This is a genomic window from Streptomyces sp. NPDC015532 (assembly GCF_043078065.1).
GTDB lineage: Bacteria > Actinomycetota > Actinomycetes > Streptomycetales > Streptomycetaceae > Streptomyces.
Genome location: NZ_JBIBSY010000006.1, coordinates 232,526 through 248,948 on the forward strand (window position 1 = coordinate 232,526; position 16,423 = coordinate 248,948).

17 protein-coding genes and 2 pseudogenes are annotated in these 16,423 nt (G+C 71.1%); 15 read left to right on the forward strand and 4 right to left on the reverse strand.

All coding sequences use genetic code 11. The features are described from left to right. The first annotated feature begins 37 nt into the window (after positions 1-37). The 5 genes and pseudogenes from ACF07B_RS21280 to ACF07B_RS21300 all read left to right on the forward strand — a co-directional run bounded on the left by ACF07B_RS21280 (position 38) and on the right by ACF07B_RS21300 (position 3,515). Positions 38-943: a universal stress protein gene (locus tag ACF07B_RS21280; protein ID WP_392180062.1), complete on the forward strand. Its 906-nt coding sequence runs from the start codon at positions 38-40 to the stop codon at positions 941-943. 26 nt (positions 944-969) lie between these two features. Next, the gene (locus ACF07B_RS21285; RefSeq protein WP_392180063.1) at positions 970-1,869 is read left to right on the forward strand and encodes a universal stress protein; all 900 of its coding nucleotides are present in this window, start codon (positions 970-972) and stop codon (positions 1,867-1,869) included. Between the two features lie 28 nt (positions 1,870-1,897). Then, positions 1,898-2,254 (forward strand): annotated as a pseudogene (locus ACF07B_RS21290) (acetate--CoA ligase family protein); the annotation flags it as partial. Between the two features lie 15 nt (positions 2,255-2,269). Further along, positions 2,270-3,001, forward strand: a complete 732-nt coding sequence (locus ACF07B_RS21295) for a CBS domain-containing protein (RefSeq protein ID WP_392180064.1) — start codon at positions 2,270-2,272, stop codon at positions 2,999-3,001. 16 nt (positions 3,002-3,017) lie between these two features. Further along, positions 3,018-3,515 (forward strand): flavodoxin domain-containing protein, encoded by a 498-nt coding sequence (locus tag ACF07B_RS21300; protein WP_392180065.1) that lies wholly within the window; start codon positions 3,018-3,020, stop codon positions 3,513-3,515. A gap of 654 nt (positions 3,516-4,169) precedes the next feature. Here the strand turns inward: ACF07B_RS21300 and ACF07B_RS21305 are convergent. After that, entirely contained in the window at positions 4,170-4,874 is a 705-nt protein-coding gene (locus ACF07B_RS21305; protein ID WP_392180066.1) for a CBS domain-containing protein, read from the reverse strand. A 38-nt stretch (positions 4,875-4,912) separates the two neighbouring features. Continuing rightward, entirely contained in the window at positions 4,913-5,377 is a 465-nt protein-coding gene (locus ACF07B_RS21310) for a Crp/Fnr family transcriptional regulator (protein WP_392180067.1), read from the reverse strand. Between the two features lie 193 nt (positions 5,378-5,570). Here ACF07B_RS21310 and ACF07B_RS21315 point away from each other — a divergent pair, with 193 nt between their 5' ends. From ACF07B_RS21315 to pflA, 10 genes and pseudogenes are all read left to right on the forward strand, one after another. Further along, a complete protein-coding gene (locus tag ACF07B_RS21315) occupies positions 5,571-5,771 on the forward strand; it encodes a hypothetical protein (RefSeq protein ID WP_392180068.1) in 201 nt (66 codons plus the stop codon). A 92-nt stretch (positions 5,772-5,863) separates the two neighbouring features. Further along, a complete protein-coding gene (locus tag ACF07B_RS21320; RefSeq protein WP_392180069.1) occupies positions 5,864-6,772 on the forward strand; it encodes a universal stress protein in 909 nt (302 codons plus the stop codon). Between the two features lie 13 nt (positions 6,773-6,785). Then, positions 6,786-6,926 (forward strand): hypothetical protein, encoded by a 141-nt coding sequence (locus ACF07B_RS21325; RefSeq protein WP_392180070.1) that lies wholly within the window; start codon positions 6,786-6,788, stop codon positions 6,924-6,926. Between the two features lie 3 nt (positions 6,927-6,929). Then, positions 6,930-7,853: a carbamate kinase gene (locus ACF07B_RS21330; protein ID WP_392180071.1), complete on the forward strand. Its 924-nt coding sequence runs from the start codon at positions 6,930-6,932 to the stop codon at positions 7,851-7,853. A 548-nt stretch (positions 7,854-8,401) separates the two neighbouring features. Continuing rightward, positions 8,402-8,842, forward strand: a complete 441-nt coding sequence (locus ACF07B_RS21335) for a pyridoxamine 5'-phosphate oxidase family protein (RefSeq protein ID WP_392180072.1) — start codon at positions 8,402-8,404, stop codon at positions 8,840-8,842. Between the two features lie 152 nt (positions 8,843-8,994). Next, positions 8,995-9,825, forward strand: coding sequence for a universal stress protein (locus tag ACF07B_RS21340; protein ID WP_392180073.1), 831 nt, complete (start codon positions 8,995-8,997; stop codon positions 9,823-9,825). After that, positions 9,822-10,047, forward strand: a pseudogene (locus ACF07B_RS21345) (hypothetical protein); the annotation flags it as partial. The gene ACF07B_RS21340 and the pseudogene ACF07B_RS21345, both read left to right, overlap by 4 nt. A 154-nt stretch (positions 10,048-10,201) precedes the next feature. Next, positions 10,202-10,822: a hypothetical protein gene (locus ACF07B_RS21350; protein ID WP_392180074.1), complete on the forward strand. Its 621-nt coding sequence runs from the start codon at positions 10,202-10,204 to the stop codon at positions 10,820-10,822. 231 nt (positions 10,823-11,053) lie between these two features. Beyond that, complete coding sequence (gene pflB / locus ACF07B_RS21355) at positions 11,054-13,315, forward strand: formate C-acetyltransferase (protein ID WP_392180075.1); 2,262 nt, start codon at positions 11,054-11,056, stop codon at positions 13,313-13,315. Continuing rightward, positions 13,312-14,058, forward strand: coding sequence for a pyruvate formate-lyase-activating protein (pflA, locus tag ACF07B_RS21360; RefSeq protein ID WP_392180076.1), 747 nt, complete (start codon positions 13,312-13,314; stop codon positions 14,056-14,058). Before pflB ends, pflA begins: the two co-directional genes overlap by 4 nt. Positions 14,059-14,574: 516 nt before the next feature. On the opposite strand, the gene gap is transcribed toward pflA, so the two are convergent. Together gap and ACF07B_RS21370 are read right to left on the reverse strand one after the other, a co-directional pair. Next, positions 14,575-15,603 (reverse strand): type I glyceraldehyde-3-phosphate dehydrogenase, encoded by a 1,029-nt coding sequence (gene gap / locus ACF07B_RS21365; RefSeq protein ID WP_392180077.1) that lies wholly within the window; start codon positions 15,601-15,603, stop codon positions 14,575-14,577. 125 nt (positions 15,604-15,728) lie between these two features. Beyond that, positions 15,729-16,421 (reverse strand): response regulator, encoded by a 693-nt coding sequence (locus tag ACF07B_RS21370; RefSeq protein ID WP_392180078.1) that lies wholly within the window; start codon positions 16,419-16,421, stop codon positions 15,729-15,731. Between the last annotated feature and the right edge of the window lie 2 nt (positions 16,422-16,423).

Below are 16,423 nucleotides of genomic sequence, written 5' to 3' on the forward strand. Positions count from 1 at the left end.
ACCCTGGAGTGAGAACCCCGACCAGGAGGTGGACACCATGTCCCGCACCGTCACCGTGGGCCTCGACGGCTCGCCCGAGAGCCGCGCCGCCGCCGAGTGGGCGGCCCGCGAGGCGAAGCTTCGCGAGTTGCCGCTGCGGCTGGTGCACGTCCGGGAACCCGTCCCGGAGCCCATGGCGCAGGCCCCGCTCCTAGGCGCCGAGACGCAAGCGCACTGGAGCGAGCGGATTCCGCGCGAGGCGGCTGAGGGTCTTCGCCTGCGCCACCCGGGCGTGCATGTGGAGATGGAGCAGATTTCCGGCAGGCCGACGGATGCGTTGGCCGAGGCGGCGAAGGACGCCGAGCTGCTGGTGATGGGCTCGCGCGGGCTGAGCGGGATCGGGGGATTCCTCGTCGGGTCCGTCGGCATGGCAGTGATCGCGCACACGGAGACCCCTGTCGTTCTGGTGCGGGCCGGGGAGCAGGCCGCCGACGAGCACGAGGCGGATCCGGCGGGCATCCCGTCCGCCGCCACCGCGTACCGGCCCGTGGTCCTCGGCCTCGACACCGGCCACCCCGATGACGCGGTGATCGCCTTCGCCTTCGAGGAGGCTGCCCGCCGTAACACCGCGCTGAGGGTCGTGCACGGCTGGAACCTTCCGCCTTACTTCGCCTACGGCCTCCCCGCCGACCCCGAACTCAACGCCGAACTGGGACGGCAGGAGGCTGCCGCGCTGGCGGGGGTGCTGCGCCCCTGGCGGCAGAAGTACCCGGAGATCGAGGTAGTCGAGGTGTCCCGCTGCGGCAGCCCCTCCAACCACGTCATCGACGCCTCCCGCGAGTCATCGCTGGTCGTCGTCGGCCGCCGGACGCGCCACAGCCCGATCGGTGCCCACATCGGACCCGTCACACACGCGGTACTGCACCACGCCGTCGCCCCCGTCGCCGTCGTCGCGCACGACTGAACGCATTCTCTGGAGGAGAGGAGATCATGAACGCAGCGGTGGAACGAGCCCTCGGCGGGCCCTTGGTCGTGGGCGTGGACGGCTCCGAGCCGAGCTTGCGGGCCGTCGACTGGGCGGCCGACGAGGCCGTGCTGCGCGGGGTGGCGTTGCGGGTGGTGTACGCCTGTCTGTGGGAGCGGTACGAGGGTGCCGCGCTCGCCCGTGACATCGGCAAGCCGACCGCTCTGCCGTTGCCCCAGGACGTCACCGACGCCGCTGCTCAGCGGGCGCGTGCCCGGCACCCCGACCTGAAGGTGACCGCCGACGTGGTGTTCGAGGAGCCGGAGTACGCCCTGGTGCGCGAGGGGCGGAACGCCTCCGCGCTGGTCGTGGGGACGCGCGGCCGCAGTGGCGTCGCCGAGATGCTGCTTGGCTCCGTCAGCCTGGCCGTCGCCGCCCACGCCGACTGCCCGGTGATCGTGTTGCGCGGCAGCCACGACAATCAGGTGACGCCCCCGGTCCACGGTCGCGTCGTCGTGGGTGTCGGTGAGGACGCGAAGGAGTCGGCTGTCGTGCGGTTCGCCGTCGAGGAGGCACGGCGTCGCGGCGTGCCGCTGGAGGCCGTACGGGCCTGGCGGTGCCCGGCACATGAGACCACCGACCATCCGCTGCTGGCCGGTGAGCCCGCCCGGCTGCACGAGGAGCGGGCCGTTGAGGAACTGGAAGCGGCGCTGCGGGATGTCCCGGCGGACATCGTCGATGTGCGCCGGCGCACCGTCGAGGGCCCTGCCCGCCGGGTGCTCTTGGACGCCTCGCACGAGGCCGACCTGCTGGTCGTCGGCGCCCGCCGCCGCGAGGGGCACTTCGGGCTCCAGCTCGGCCGGGTCGCCCACGCGGTGCTGCACCACTCCGCCTGCCCGGTCGCCGTCGTACCGCACCAGGTGTGACCCGAGCAGGAGCGGGTCACAGGCTCGCCGCGACGAGGTCTTCGGCCCGCTCGTCCTGTTCGGGCTCGGCGGTACGGCCACGGAGGTGCTGGCCGACCACGCGGCCCGGCTCGCCCCGCTCACCGACCACGACGTGCGTGACCTGATCACCGCCCCGCGCTGCGCCCCGCTCCTGTTCGGCGCGCACGGCAAGGGACCCGTCGACATCGAGGAGCTGGAGCAGTTGCTGTTGCGGCTGTCCCGCATGGCGGCGGACCTGCCGCAGCTCGCCGAGACCGACTTCAACCCGGTCCTGGCGGCACCGGGCGGTGTCACCGTGCTGGACGCGCGGATCCGCCTGGTGCCGTGCAGGCCCCAGGACCCCTACCTGCGCCGCCTCCGCTGAGAAGGGAATACGGAGATGAAACACAACAAGGTCGGCTCCGTGATGACCACGAAGGTCGTCCGCGCCACCTACGGCACCCCGTTCAAGGAGGTGGCCCGGCTGCTCGCGGCCCACCGGATCAGCGGGCTGCCGGTGGTCGACGAGGACGACAAGGTCATCGGCGTCATCTCCGAAACGGACCTGGTGGCACGCCAGGCGGCCACGCCTGGACCGTACGAGCCGCGCCGTCGCTTCGTGTTCCCCGCGCTGACACGCGCTGCCCGGCGGCAGGCTGCGAAGGCGCACGCCCGCACCGCCGGCCGGCTCATGAGCGAGCCGCCCGTCACCGCCCACGCCGACGACACCGTCGTCGAGGCCGCCCGCACCATGGCCCGGCACCAGGTGGAACGTCTGCCGGTGCTCGACGAGGCGGACCGGCTGGTCGGCATCGTCACCCGCCGCGACCTGCTCCAGGTGTTCCTCCGGCCTGACGGGGACATCCGCGACGAGGTGAGCGAGGACGTACTGGGGCGCACCCTGTGGCTTCCGCCCCGCAGCATCGACGTGTCCGTTGTGCAGGGCGTCGTCACGCTCACCGGCCACATGGAACGCAAGAGCGAGACGGAGATCGCCCTGTCGATGACCGCACGGATCGACGGCGTGGTCGGGGTGGTCGACAGGCTCACCTACCGACTAGACGACGCGCGCCTGCCCACCCAGGAGCAGGCGCTGCACGGCGTGGCCGACGACCGGCTGCGCAGAATGTGAGAGGAGGCGTACCGCCATGACCGGCACCGTGTTGGTCACCTACGGAACCACGAACGGATCGACGGCGCAGATCGCCGAAACCATCGCCGATGTCCTACGCAAGAGCGGGCTGACGGTGGAGACCCTTCCGGCCCAGGCCGTCGCCACTGTGACGTCGTACGACGCGGTGGTGGTCGGCGGCGGACTGTACGCCGGGCGCTGGCAGAAGCACGCGCGCCGGTTCCTCCGCCGGCACCGCCACGACTTGGCCGAGCGCCCGCTGTGGCTGTTCAGCAGCGGCCCGCTCGACGCGTCGGCCTCGGAGCGGGAGATCCCGCCCGTTCCCGGAGTGGAGAAGGCCATGGTCGAGCTCGACGCCAGGGATCACGCCACCTTCGGGGGATGCCTGGAGGAGGGTGCGAAGGGATGGGTCGCGCGGATGATCCTCCGTAATGGGAAGGGCGGGGACTTCCGCGACTTCACCGCGATCGAGACATGGGCGGCACATGTGGCCGACGAGCTGACGCACCCATAGAGGCGAGCCGGAATGATCCGCCCCATCCAGGCCCCGGTGTCCGGCACCGGGGCCGCCGCACGGCCGTGCCTACGACGCCACCACGGTTAAGGGCACATGGCCTCGCGCAACCAGCAGAGCCCGCGCCAGGGTCCTCGACCAGGCGTGGACAACGTGAAGGCGTGAGCCTCGAATCCGGGTGCTGTCGAAGGCGACGCCGAGCGCAGCCCCCTCGGAGCTGCAGCCTTCGAGCTCTGCAGGGCGGGACGGGCCGCCCGCTCACGTCGTGCGGTGGGCCGGCGACGACGGATCGATGCCCCGCGGCGTGGTGCAGTCATCCGGACGGCGCCGGTCCGGATGGCTGTGGCCGAGCGGTGCGGCCGAGTGCTTCGGTCCGCTGCGCGAGCCGGTCACGACGGCGTACGCCGCCCGGCGCCCGAGCTCCGGGCCGATCACTGCCGCGACCTGCGGCGTCACGAAGACCACGCGGCTGCATGTCCCGGCGGGACGTCACCGGTCGATGGAGGCAAGGGTGGGCGGAACCGCCTTGAACGGTGACCGCGGTGGCAGCCGAACGCCCCGCGCGCTGCCCACGGTGGGTGCGCGCTGGGGGACGACGTGCGCGACGCCGTCAGTACGGCGCCGCGATACCGCAACCTTCCCTCGTGGGGCGGTTCACGACGGTGCGGCGTCCTCGCTGTGACTCGACGGCACAGGGGCCGACTCAGAGGAACGGCCGTGTTCGGAGACGTCGAACTCCACGTCCACGACCCCCTCGACCGCCCGAATCAGCCGTGCTGCGACGGGCACCAGGGACGCGTCCCGGATACGGCCGCTGAGCGTCACGACACCGTCCCGGACCGAGACACGTGCGGCTGACGCCGGGGTGGGGAAGAGGTACGACACCACCTCGCGGCGGACCTCCTCCGCGATGTCATCGTCCTCGCGGAGGAACACCTTCAGCAGGTCGGCGCGGCTGACGACGCCCTGCAGCATGCCCAGTTCATCGACGACGGGCAGCCTCTTCACCTTCTCGTGCGCCATGGTCCGCGCGGCCTGGGCGAGCGTCGCGTTCGCGTGGACGGTGAGGGCCGGCCAGGTCATCAGCTCCCCGGCCGTCACCGCGCCGGCCTTCGCGAGGTCGGACAGACGGCGCAGCTGGGTGTACCGGTCCGGGTCGCTGTCGCGGAACTCCTCCTTGGGCAGCAGGTCGGCCTCGGACACCACCCCGACGACGCGCCCCTCGCCCTCCAGGACGGGCAGAGCGCTGACCTTCCAGTCGTGCATCATCCGCACGATCTCCTTGAAGGAGGCGCCCCGGCCGATGGCGGCGACGGTCTGGGTCATCACGTCGCTGACGATGTGCGGACTGCCGTGCATGACGCCTCCTTCGGCGCTGTCACTTCGATGCGGCGCGTTCACAGGAGGCTGCCGCTGCCGTAGGGGGCGTACAGGTCCAGCAGCCGGGTGCGGGACGAGCGCAGGCGGTGGGCGAGGACGTTCCCGACCCACTGGGCGACGTTGGCGCCGAGCGCGGGGTCGTCCCGGCACATCGAGCGGATTGCGGTGGCGTCGAACTCGTAGGCGCGCACCGGGCTGGTCGCCTCGGCGCCCAGATGCCAGCTGTGCGGGGCGAACAGCCAGGACCAGCCGAGGAGTTGGTTGTGGTCGAGGGTCTCGATGACAGCTGCGCGGCGGCCGGGCACATGCATGTCGAGGGCGACGGTGCCGGTACGGATGATCCAGAACCGATCCGCCTTGCCGCCTTCCTCGAACAGGCGGGCGCCCTGCGGGAACGACACCTCACGGGCGAAGCGCATCAACCGATGACGGTGCTCGGCCGGCAGTGCCTGCAGCATGCCTGCCGCGGCGGGAGCGTTCATGACGTGCCTCCAGTCAGGGCGTACGAACCTGCCATGTCCAGCGTGTTCCCGTGCCTGCTCCTGGGCCATGGGCCACCCGGCCCCAGCGCCGGGCCGTCCGGTACCCCGTGAGAGCCCTTGGGCCCCTGGGCCGGGAACGGGCCGAGCGGTTCGATGAAGACCAGAGACAACCCATGGGAAGGGGGTGCTCATTGTGGGTACGTCACTGACCCCGGAGTTCTGGAGGCTGTTCGCCGTCCTCCTGGTGATCTCCATGGCGGTCACCTTCGTGCTCAGCGCCGCGCTCGACGCGCTGGTGCTACGGGCACAGCGGCGCCACATCCGGCACCGGCCGACGGCCACGCGGATGAGCGAGGCGTCCCACCGACCCGTCCGGAGCCTGGCCCGGCACTGAGCCGCAGAAGTGCAGAGCGCAGCTGTCGAGGACGTTCCTGACAACGCTCGACCCAGAAGAGCAGACAGGCTCAAACGGAGGAGGCAGTCAGCATGCTTCAGCACGTGACCGCAGGAGTGGACGGTTCCACCGAGAGTCTCGCGGCCGCGCACTGGGCGGCCCGGGAAGCCCTGCGTCGCGGAGCCGCGTTGAGGCTGGTGCACGCGTGGGCCTGGCATCCCCGCCCGGCCGCCTCCGTACCCATGGGCACGAGCGAGCGCGAGTGGGCCCAGCAGACGCTGGACCGAGCGGCTGGCAGCGTCCGGGCCGCACACCCAGGGCTGCGGATCGTCGAGCAGTTGGTGTCCGGCTCCGCGGTCGACGCCCTGCTCGCCGCGCCCGAGGAGGCGGAGTTGCTGGTGCTGGGCTCCCGTGGGCTCGGCGGTGTCGCGGGCTTCCTGGTCGGATCCGTGTCCCAGCGGGTCGTGGCCAGGTCGGTGCGCCCCGTGGTCCTCGTCCGGGCGGGCGAGGCTGCCGCCGACGAACACCTTCCGGTGTCCGACGGTGTCTCGCCGGAGGAGATTCCCGGGACGCCGTACCGCGATGTCGTCCTGGGGCTGGACACCCGGCGCCCCTGCGACGAGCTGATCGAGTTCGCCTTCGAGGCCGCCGGGCGCTACGGCGCCGCACTGCGTGTGATCCACGCCTTCAGCGTTCCGTCGGCCGACGGCGGCGACCTGCCCTCGGTGACGGGGGCGGGGCCGGAGCTCCTGGCGGCACAGGAACGCGCCGTCGTCGCGACGCTGCGTCCGTGGTGCGAGAAGTTCCCCGAGATCTCCGTGACCGAGACCGTCTCCGAAGGCAGGGCGGCCACCGAGCTGGTGCGCGCGTCGTCCGGTGCTTCCCTCGTCGTCGTGGGGCGCCGCATCCGGGACGGTCACCTCGGCACGCACATCGGTCCCGTGACGCACGCGGCGCTGCACCATGTCGGCTGTCCCGTCGCCGTCGTACCGCACGCCTGAACCGGTTCCCACGGTGCTCCGATCGGCGCCGCTCGATCACCGCACCCGCCCCGACCGGGACCTGCTGGACACCTGCGGCCCCGACGGGCCGGAACGAACCGACAACGGGTTGCACACCATGAAGGCCGTGCTGGTCGTCACACTGGAGGACTGAACCGTGCGCATCGTCATCGCCCTCGGCGGCAACGCCCTGCTGCGCCGGGGTGATCGCCCCGACGCGGCCGTGCAGCAGGCGAACGTCGACCGGGTGACCACCGCTGTCGCCGCCCTCGCCCTCGAACACGAGATCGTCATCACGCATGGCAACGAGCCGCAGATCGGCCTGCTCGCCATGGAGAGCGCGGCCGACCCGGTCCTGACCGCCCCCTTCCCGCTCGACCTGCTCGGCGCCCAGACCGAGGGCCTGATCGGCTCGCTGCTGGTCCGGGCCCTGTACGACACGCTTCCCGGACGCAAGATCGCCGCACTCGTCACCCACACGCTGGTACGGGGCGACGATCCGGCGTTCGAGCGGCCCACGAAGCGCGTGGGCCCCGTGTATCCCCGGGACGTCGCCCACTCCCTCGCGCGAAGGCGCGGCTGGCACATCGCCAAGGACGCCACCGGGTGGCGTCAGGTCGTCGCCTCACCTGCGCCCGAGGGGATCGTGGAGACCGAGACCATCCATGACCTGCTCACCTGCGGCGTGCTGGTCATATGTGCCGGCGGCGGGGGCGTTCCCGTCACCGCCGACCTCGACACGGGCGCGCTGACCGGCGTCGAGGCGGTGGTGGACAAGGACCTCACGGCCGCCCTGCTCGCCGAGGAACTGAAGGCCGACTTCCTGCTCATCCTCACCGACGTGCCGAACGTCTACGCCGACTACGGCACCCGGCACCAGCAGTCCGTCCTCGACGTCACCCCCGACGATCTGCGGCGCGGCGGCTTCCCCGAGGACTCGATGGGCCCCAAGACGGAGGCCGCCGCCCGGTTCGTCGAACGCACAGGCGGCCTGGCCGCCATCGGCGCCCTCGACGCCGCGTACGAGATCGTCCACGGGCGGTCGGGGACCCTCGTGCGCTCCGACCTGACCGTCGGCTGAGAGCCGCCGGCGCGAAGGGGGGCGCCGGAACGGTTCTTCCCCAGCTCAGCGTGGATCACCCGAGAATCGGCGACTCGGGCACAATCTCGTCGGGGTCTGTCCACCGGACTGGCGACGCCGAGGCAGGTGCGGTCGATGAGGCCGTGGCACGCAGGTCCAGGACCGGATCGGGCTGCGGGCCGGTGGTGAGGGTCTCCAGCCGGGCCGTGAGGGACGGCGCGGTGGGGTCGTCGATGTCGCCGCGCAACTCCACGACGGTGGTTTCACCAACGCGAACCGGACCTGATCTGAGGAGAGAGGCGAGGCGCGCCGCGGGTGGGGCCGATCGGCCCCACCCGTCTGTTCCTGCGGGGCCCGTCAGGCGTGGCGAAGCAGCCGAGCGCTCCCCGAACACCGCGGACAGGTCGGCCGTGCGGCCCATCGACCGTGGTGTTGCACGGGTCGTTCTCCGTCTCGGCCGGGACCCATGGCCCTTCATCCTCGGGCCTGCTCCGGCGCAGGGTGGAAGAACGCAATGCCGCTGTACCAGGTGAGAGACGGGCTGGCTGATGGATCCCAATGACGGTTACCGTGAACTCGGGCGGCAGGAGTGCCGGCGGCTGATGGCCAAGGCGCCCATCGGCCGCATCGTCTACACGCGCCGCGCCCTGCCCGCCGTGCTGCCGGTCAACTTCGGCCTGGACGGCGACGGCGCGATCCTGCTGCGCACCTCCGCTGCCTCGGAACTGGTCCGCGCGATCGACGGCGCGGTGGTCGCCTTCGAGGTCGACGACGTCGACGCGGCCCGCCACGCCGGCTGGAGCGTCGTCGTCACGGGCACGGCCACCGTGGTGACCGACCCGGCCGAGCACGAACGCCTGGCCCGCACCGGCCCGGGCTCCTGGGTGCCCGCGCCGCAGGAGGTCTTCGTCCGCATCGAGCCCGAACTGGTCACGGGACGGGAACTCGTCGGCGGACGAACCCTGTACGGGGTCGATCTCCCAGCCTGAGGCTCTTCCTCCCTCTTCCTGTGATTTCTCGTCGGCCGGGGCCGTACGGCCCGCGAGATGAGGCCGTACGGCACCCCGCCGGGTTCCGCCGTCCTCTGCCCGCAGTGTCCGTGGACGACGAGCATCTCCGTGGAGCAGAAGGGAACAGGACAATGACTGAACGTCATGTGGTGGTTGGAGTGGACGGTTCACTGGTGGCCGTACGGGCCTTGGACCGGGCCGCCGAGGAGGCGGTGCGCCGCGGCGTCGCGTTGCGCATCGTGTACGCCGTGGCCGACCGGGACGAGGCGGGCCCGGTTCTGGCATCGGCCGCCTCGCGGGTCAACGAGCGCCATGCCGGTCTGCCGGTGGAGTCCAGCGCCGCGGAGGGCGGCGCCGTGCCGGTGCTGGCACGGGAAAGCGAGAGCGCGGCCGTCACCGTCGTGGGCACCCGGGGGTTCGGCGGTGTCTCCGGCCTGCTGGCCGGCTCCGTGAGCTGGCGCCTGGTCGGACACGTGCACGGTCCGTTGCTGGTCGTCCGCGGGGATCACTCTCGCGACGAGGGGCACGAGGTGCTGCTCGGCCTGGAGAGCGACGCCGATCAGTCCGCTGCTGCTTATGCCTTCCAGGAGGCGTCCCGGCGCGGAGCCCGGCTGCGTGTCGTGCATTCCGCGACACACCGCCACACCACACCGGAGCCGGCCTCGCTGGTGGCCGCGACGAGTCCCGGCCAGCGGCGGCAGGCCCAAAGCGACCGTGCGGAAGAAGCGGTGCCGCGCTTCAGTATCGCCCGGCTGCGGGACGAGTACCCCGGGGTCGAGGTCGACAGCCGCACGGTTCGCGTCGGCCCGGCCCACGCTCTGCTGGCGGCTACCCGCGAGGCCGACGTCGTGGTCATCGGCACGCACCGGCGCGCGGGCCGACCGGGTCCACCACTCGGCCCGGTCGGGCATGTCCTCATGCATCACTCCCACTGCCCTGTGGTGCTGGTACCGACGACCTGAAGAGCGTGAACGTGGTCGACATCGCCCGGCTGCTGCCCGTCGAGGAACACCCGCACGGGATGAGCGACTTCGAGTACCGCGCGGCCAGGAGGTCGGCACCACGACCACGCCGTCGACATGGTGGTCCGCAACGACGCCCCCGTACGGGAGTTGATGGAAGACGCTCGGCTGCGCCCTCGCGACGACCTGCCGGACCTCGCCGACTGGTCCTGGGACGGCTGACCGATGCCAACAGGGCCCGGACAGAGGGCCGTTCGGCCCGGCGGCCCGGGCCCTGCAGCCCCTGCGACGGGCGTCGACGACGCGGGACATTGAAGGTGCGACGAGACTTCGCCCGACATCCTGCGCGTCATACCCCTCGAAAGGGATGAGCATCATGGCAGTGCACGAACACACCCACCGTCATCCGGGCTTCCGCTTCCCGTCCCTGCCCAGGACCAGGACGGCTCCCGCCGCCGGCGAGACGACCGCCACCGCGACGGCGACCCGTGCGTACGTGTTCGCCGGGCTCCGACTCCTGACCGGGTTCGTCTTCCTGTGGGCCTTCCTGGACAAGACCTTCGGCCTCGGTTACGCCACCGGCTCCGGCAAGGGCTGGATCGACGGCGGCTCGCCCACCAAGGGCTTCCTCGGCGGGGTCGCCGCCGGCCCGATGGAGTCCACCTTCCACTCCTGGGCCGGGGACACCTGGGCGAACTGGCTGTTCATGCTCGGCCTGCTCGGCATCGGCCTCGCCCTCGTCTCCGGCATCGCGCTGCGGCTCGCCGCGGTCGCCGGCACCGCCATGATGGCGCTCATGTGGATCGCCGAGTGGCCGCCGGCCAAGCACCTGTCCGACGGCACGGCGAGCATGTCGACCAACCCGTTCGCCGACTACCACCTCGTCTACGCCATCGTCCTGATCGCGCTGGCGGTCGCGGGCGCCGGTGCCACCTGGGGACTGGGCAAGGCGTGGGCGCGGCTGCCGTTCGTCAGCCGCAACCGCTGGCTGCTCTGAGGGCCGCGCGCTCAGTAGGACCGGGGCACCTCCGCCGACGGGCGGAGGTGCCCCGGTCGCTCGTTTGACGTCGCCAGGCGAGGCCCGGAGGCCCGACCGGGCCCAACGGCCCGGCAGGGAGGGACCGATGGCGAGCCCCAGATACTCCGACAGGCCCTCCTCGCAGGTATCGCGGGCGACGAGCATCGAAAGCGAAGAAGTTCCACGTGCAGAGCGAGGGAGAGACCGGCGATGACGGCAACGGTGACAACTGGAGCCCGGGCGGCAACCGAGGCATGGCGAGGCTTCGCCGGCTTGCGCTGGCGCGACCGCATCGACGTACGCGACTTCATCCAGGCCAACTACACGCCGTACGAGGGCGACTCGGCGTTCCTGGCCGGTCCGACCGAGCGCACGCTGGCCGTCTGGCACAAGGTCGCTCGTCTGTTCCCCGAGGAGCGGCGCAAGGGAATCCTCGACGTCGACCCGGGTAACCCGTCCACCATCACCTCGCACCGGCCGGGATACATCGACCGCGACCGGGAGCTGATCGTCGGCCTGCAGACCGACGCCCCGCTGCGGCGGGCCATCATGCCGGGCGGCGGGCTGCGGATGGTCGAGAACAGTCTGAAGGCGTACGGCTACCGGGCCGATCCCTTCGTCACCCGTGTCTTCGGCACCTACCGCAAGACCCACAACGACGGTGTCTTCGACGCCTACACCCCCGAGATGCGCGCCGCCCGCAAGGCCGGCATCATCACCGGACTGCCGGACGCCTACGGCCGCGGCCGGATCATCGGCGACTACCGGCGGGTCGTGCTGTACGGCACCGACCGGCTCATCGAGTCCAAGCGGGCCGAGCGCGCCCTGCTGGACGAGCGGCTCTCCAGCCCGGACGTCATCCGCGACCGTGAGGAACTGGCCGAACAGATACGGGCGTTGGGCGAACTGACCCAGATGGCGACCTCGTACGGCTGCGACGTCTCCCGCCCGGCCGCCACCGCCCACGAGGCCGTGCAGTGGCTCTACCTCGGCTTCCTGGCGGCGGTGAAGGAGCAGAACGGCGCCGCGATGTCGCTGGGCCGCACCTCCACGTTCCTGGACGTCTACGTGCAGCGCGACCTGGAGGAGGGCCTGATCGACGAGGCCCGGGCCCAGGAGCTGATCGACGACTTCGTGATCAAGCTGCGGATCGTACGGTTCCTGCGCACCCCCGAGTACGACGCGCTGTTCTCCGGCGACCCGACCTGGGTGACCGAGTCCATCGGCGGCATGGGAGGCGACGGGCGCACTCTCGTCACCCGCACCTCCTTCCGCTTCCTGCAGACGCTCTACAACCTCGGCCCGGCCCCCGAGCCCAACCTGACCGTGCTCTGGTCGCCCCAACTGCCGTCCGGGTTCAAGGAGTTCTGCGCCCGGGTGTCCATCGACACCAGCGCCGTGCAGTACGAGTCCGACGACCTGATGCGCCCACGCACCGGCGACGACACCGCGATCGCCTGCTGCGTCTCGGCGATGACGGTGGGCCGCCAGATGCAGTTCTTCGGTGCCCGCGTCAACCTCGCCAAGGCGCTGCTGTACGCCGTCAACGGCGGCCGGGACGAGATGACCGGCGAACAGATCACGCCCGAAGCGCCCGCGCTGACCGGCGAGTACCTGGAATACGGCGAGCTGTCGGCCGCGTACGACCGCATGCTGGACTGGCTGGCGGCCACCTACGTCAACACCCTCAACGTCATCCACTACATGCACGACAAGTACGCCTACGAGCGCATCGAGATGGCCCTGCACAACCACCCGGTGTACCGCTACATGGCCTGCGGTATCGCCGGACTGTCGGTGGCCGCCGACAGCCTCTCCGCCGTCAAGCACGCCCGGGTGAAGGTGATCCGGGACGACACGGGCCTGGCCGTCGACTACGAGATCGAGGGCGACTTCCCGGCGTACGGCAACAACGACGACCGAGTCGACTCCATCGCCGTCGACCTCGTGAAGTCCTTCATGGCGAAGGTGCGCAAGCACCCCACCTACCGCAACGCCGAGCACACCCAGTCGGTGCTGACCATCACCTCCAACGTCGTGTACGGCAAGCACACCGGCAACACCCCCGACGGCCGGCGTGCCGGACAGCCCTTCGCACCCGGCGCCAACCCGATGAACGGCCGCGACCGGCACGGAGTGGCCGCCTCCGCGCTGTCGGTGGCGAAGCTGCCGTACGAGGAGGCACGGGACGGCATCTCCCTGACCACGACGATCACCCCGGAGGGGCTGGGGCACAACCCCGACGAGCGGCCGGGCCACCTGGTGGGCATCCTCGACGCATACACCGCCTCGGGCGGATTCCACATGAACGTCAACGTCCTCGACAGGGCGACCCTGGAGGACGCCATGGAACACCCGGAGAAGTACCCGGAGCTGACCATCCGCGTCTCCGGCTACGCCGTCAACTTCGTCCGCCTCACCCGCGAGCAGCAACTCGACGTGATCAGCCGCACCTTCCACGGATCGCTGTGAGCACCACGGTCGAACCGGTCACGGGCCGGATCCACTCCTGGGACCTGTCCACGGGAGTGGACGGTCCCGGGACCCGGTTCGTGCTGTTCCTCAGCGGCTGCCCACTGCGCTGCCTGTACTGCGCCAACCCCGACACCTGGCACATGCGCGACGGGAAACAGACCACCGTCGACGAGGTGATGGCCGAGATCGAGAAGTACCGGGGATTCATCACCGCCGCCGGCGGCGGAGTGACCCTCACCGGTGGCGAGGCCCTGCTGCAGCCCGCGTTCACGGCCTCGGTCTTCCGCCGCTGCAAGGAACTCGGCCTGCACACGGGCCTGGACACCTCCGGTTTCCTCGGCGCCCGCGCCACCGACGAGCTGCTCGCCGACACCGACCTGGTCCTGCTGGACATCAAGTCCTTCGACGTCCGGACCTACCGCAGGCTGACCGGCGGCGACCTTTCCCCGACCCTGAACTTCGCCACCCGCCTGGACCGGCTCGGCGTCCCGGTGTGGATCCGCTACGTCCTCGTGCCCGGCTGGACCGACGACCCGGCCGCCGTCGACGGCCTCGGCGGGTTCCTCGCCGGCCTCGACAACGTCGACCGGGTGGACGTCCTGCCCTTCCACAAGCTCGGCGCCCACAAGTACGACGGACTGGGCATCCCCTTCCCGCTGCGCGACACCCCCACGCCGGATCCCGAGCTGACGGAGCGGGTGCGCAAGCAGTTACGGGAGCACGGCCTGCGGGCGCTCTGACGTGCGGAGTGGCCCGGAAACCACCTGATCGACACGCAGCAGCGCGGAGCCGCCGACCAGATCATCCGGTCGGCGGCTCCGCGCTGATGCTCTCAGTACACGGAGGCCGGCCACGTGCAGCCCACGGCCACGATGACGCCCACATCCAACAGCGCGCCGACACTGAGCCATGGGTCGAACCAGATCGCCTTGAGGGCGAGCGCACTTGCGGCCCCGACGAGCGCTGCGGTGGGCCACCAGCTGCTGCCCGAGAGCTGCCTTCAGCGCGTTGCTGTCCGGCCGGTCCACGGCGATCCCGCAACCGGACGTCCTTGCGGGCCATGGAAACGCGCCTCCTTGGTCGGTCGGCCGAAGCTGGGGCACCAGCGCTAGTCCGGCGGCGGTGAGGTGGGGACCGGTACCGCACCCTCACCGATGCCGCTCTTCGGCCCCGCCGCGGCACCGAAGAGCGGGCACCGAAGAGCGACCGATGGCGCGACGGGGCGACCGTCTGGCCGCTTCTGTGATCAGCGCTCGTCAGCCCAGGGGGAGCCGGGCGACGACGTACTCGGTGAGGTCGAGGAGCCGGTTGGTGTAGCCCCACTCGTTGTCGTACCAGCCGAACACCTTGACCAGGTTCCCGTGGGCCTGGGTGAGCGGGGCGTCGAAGACGCAGGATGCGGGGTCGCCGACGACGTCGCGGGAGACGATCGGGGCGTCGGACACCCGCAGGATTCCCTTCAGCGGCCCGTCGGCGGCCTCCCGGAAGGCGGCGTTGATCTCGTCGACGGTCACGTCCCGGTCGAGTACGAGGGTCAGGTCCGTCAGGGAGCCGTCCTCGACGGGGACGCGGACCGCGAGGCCGTCGAGGGTGCCGGCCAGCTCCGGCAGGACCAGGCCCACGGCACGGGCCGCTCCGGTGCTGGTCGGGATGATGTTCACCGCGGCGGTGCGGCCCCGCCGCAGGTCCTTGTGCGGGCCGTCCAGGACGACCTGGTCGTTGGTGTAACCGTGGATGGTGGTCATCATGCCCATGTCGATGCCGAACGCGTCGTCGAGGACCTTCACCATCGGTGCCACGCAGTTGGTGGTGCACGAGGCGTTCGAGACGACGTGGTCGCTGACCGGATCGTAGGTGCCCTCGTTGACGCCCATGACGATGGTGGCGTCAACTCCCTTGCCCGGCACGGACAGCAGCACCTTGCGGGCGCCGCCCTTCAGATGCAGCCCGGCTTCCTCACGGCTGCGGAAGCGTCCGGTGGACTCGATGACGACATCCACGCCGAGGCCGGCCCAGTCCAGCGCGGCGGGGTCGCGTTCGGCGGTCACGGCGATGCGGTGGCCGTCGACCGTGATCGAGGTGTCGTTGTGCTCGACCGTGCGGTGCAGCCTGCCGTACGTCGAGTCGTACTCCAGCAGATGGGCGAGCGCCGCCGGTGAGGTGAGGTCGTTGACCGCGACCACCTCGACCGGCGTGCCGGCCGCCGTCTCCGCGCGCTCCAGCACGAGCCGCAGGTAGTTGCGCCCGATGCGGCCGAAGCCGTTGATTCCCACGCGCACGCTCATGTCCGTCGTCCTCCCGATCGATCCGCTTCCGTGTCGCTGCCAGCCTGCTGGCCGGGGACGGGATCGTGCTTGGGCCGGACGGGGGCGAGCTGGGGGGCGTTCGGCCCAGCGGCTCGCCGCGGGCTTCAGTGCCCTTGTCGCCTGGCCCGGTCCTGGGCCTGGGTGGCGATGACCGCGGCCTGGATGCGCCGCTCCACGCCGAGCTTGGCCAGCAGCCGGGAGATGTGGTTCTTCACCGTCTTCTCCGCGAGGAAGAGCTGCTGGCCGATCTGGCGGTTGGTCAGTCCCTCGCCGATCAGGGCCAGGATCTCCCGCTCCCGGTCCGTCAGTCCGGGCAGGGCGTCGGGCTCGGGTTCCGGCTCCTGGCCCTGGCGCAGTCGGGCCATCAGTTTGGCCGTGGCGCTGGGGTCGAGCAGGGACTGGCCGGCGGCGACCGTGCGGACGGCCGAGACCAGGTCCGAGCCCTTGATCTGCTTCAGTACGTACCCGGACGCCCCCACCATGATCGAATCCAGCAGGGCTTCCTCGTCGTCGAACGAGGTCAGCATCAGGCAGGCCAAGTCCGGCATCTGCGAGCGCAGCTCCCGGCACACGGTCACGCCGTCGCCGTCGGGCAGGCGGACGTCGAGCACCGCCACCTGCGGGCGCAGCGCGGGCACGCGGATCAGGGCCTGCTCGGCAGTGGCGGCCTCGCCTACGACGGTGATGTCCGGCTCGTCGTTCAGCAGGTCGTGCACCCCGCGCCGCACCACCTCGTGGTCGTCCAGCAGGAAGACCCGGATCGGGTTGTCGGGGCCGGGCTGCGCGCCGTCCGCCATTG

Coding starts and splice junctions, on each gene's coding strand:
- ACF07B_RS21280 (WP_392180062.1), top strand. CDS start 38: ATGTCCCGCACCGTCACCGTGGGCCTCGACGGCTCGCCCGAGAGCCGC.
- ACF07B_RS21285 (WP_392180063.1), top strand. CDS start 970: ATGAACGCAGCGGTGGAACGAGCCCTCGGCGGGCCCTTGGTCGTGGGC.
- ACF07B_RS21295 (WP_392180064.1), top strand. CDS start 2,270: ATGAAACACAACAAGGTCGGCTCCGTGATGACCACGAAGGTCGTCCGC.
- ACF07B_RS21300 (WP_392180065.1), top strand. CDS start 3,018: ATGACCGGCACCGTGTTGGTCACCTACGGAACCACGAACGGATCGACG.
- ACF07B_RS21305 (WP_392180066.1), bottom strand. CDS start 4,874: ATGCACGGCAGTCCGCACATCGTCAGCGACGTGATGACCCAGACCGTC.
- ACF07B_RS21310 (WP_392180067.1), bottom strand. CDS start 5,377: ATGAACGCTCCCGCCGCGGCAGGCATGCTGCAGGCACTGCCGGCCGAG.
- ACF07B_RS21320 (WP_392180069.1), top strand. CDS start 5,864: ATGCTTCAGCACGTGACCGCAGGAGTGGACGGTTCCACCGAGAGTCTC.
- ACF07B_RS21335 (WP_392180072.1), top strand. CDS start 8,402: ATGGATCCCAATGACGGTTACCGTGAACTCGGGCGGCAGGAGTGCCGG.
- ACF07B_RS21340 (WP_392180073.1), top strand. CDS start 8,995: ATGACTGAACGTCATGTGGTGGTTGGAGTGGACGGTTCACTGGTGGCC.
- ACF07B_RS21350 (WP_392180074.1), top strand. CDS start 10,202: ATGGCAGTGCACGAACACACCCACCGTCATCCGGGCTTCCGCTTCCCG.
- pflB (WP_392180075.1), top strand. CDS start 11,054: ATGACGGCAACGGTGACAACTGGAGCCCGGGCGGCAACCGAGGCATGG.
- gap (WP_392180077.1), bottom strand. CDS start 15,603: ATGAGCGTGCGCGTGGGAATCAACGGCTTCGGCCGCATCGGGCGCAAC.
- ACF07B_RS21370 (WP_392180078.1), bottom strand. CDS start 16,421: ATGGCGGACGGCGCGCAGCCCGGCCCCGACAACCCGATCCGGGTCTTC.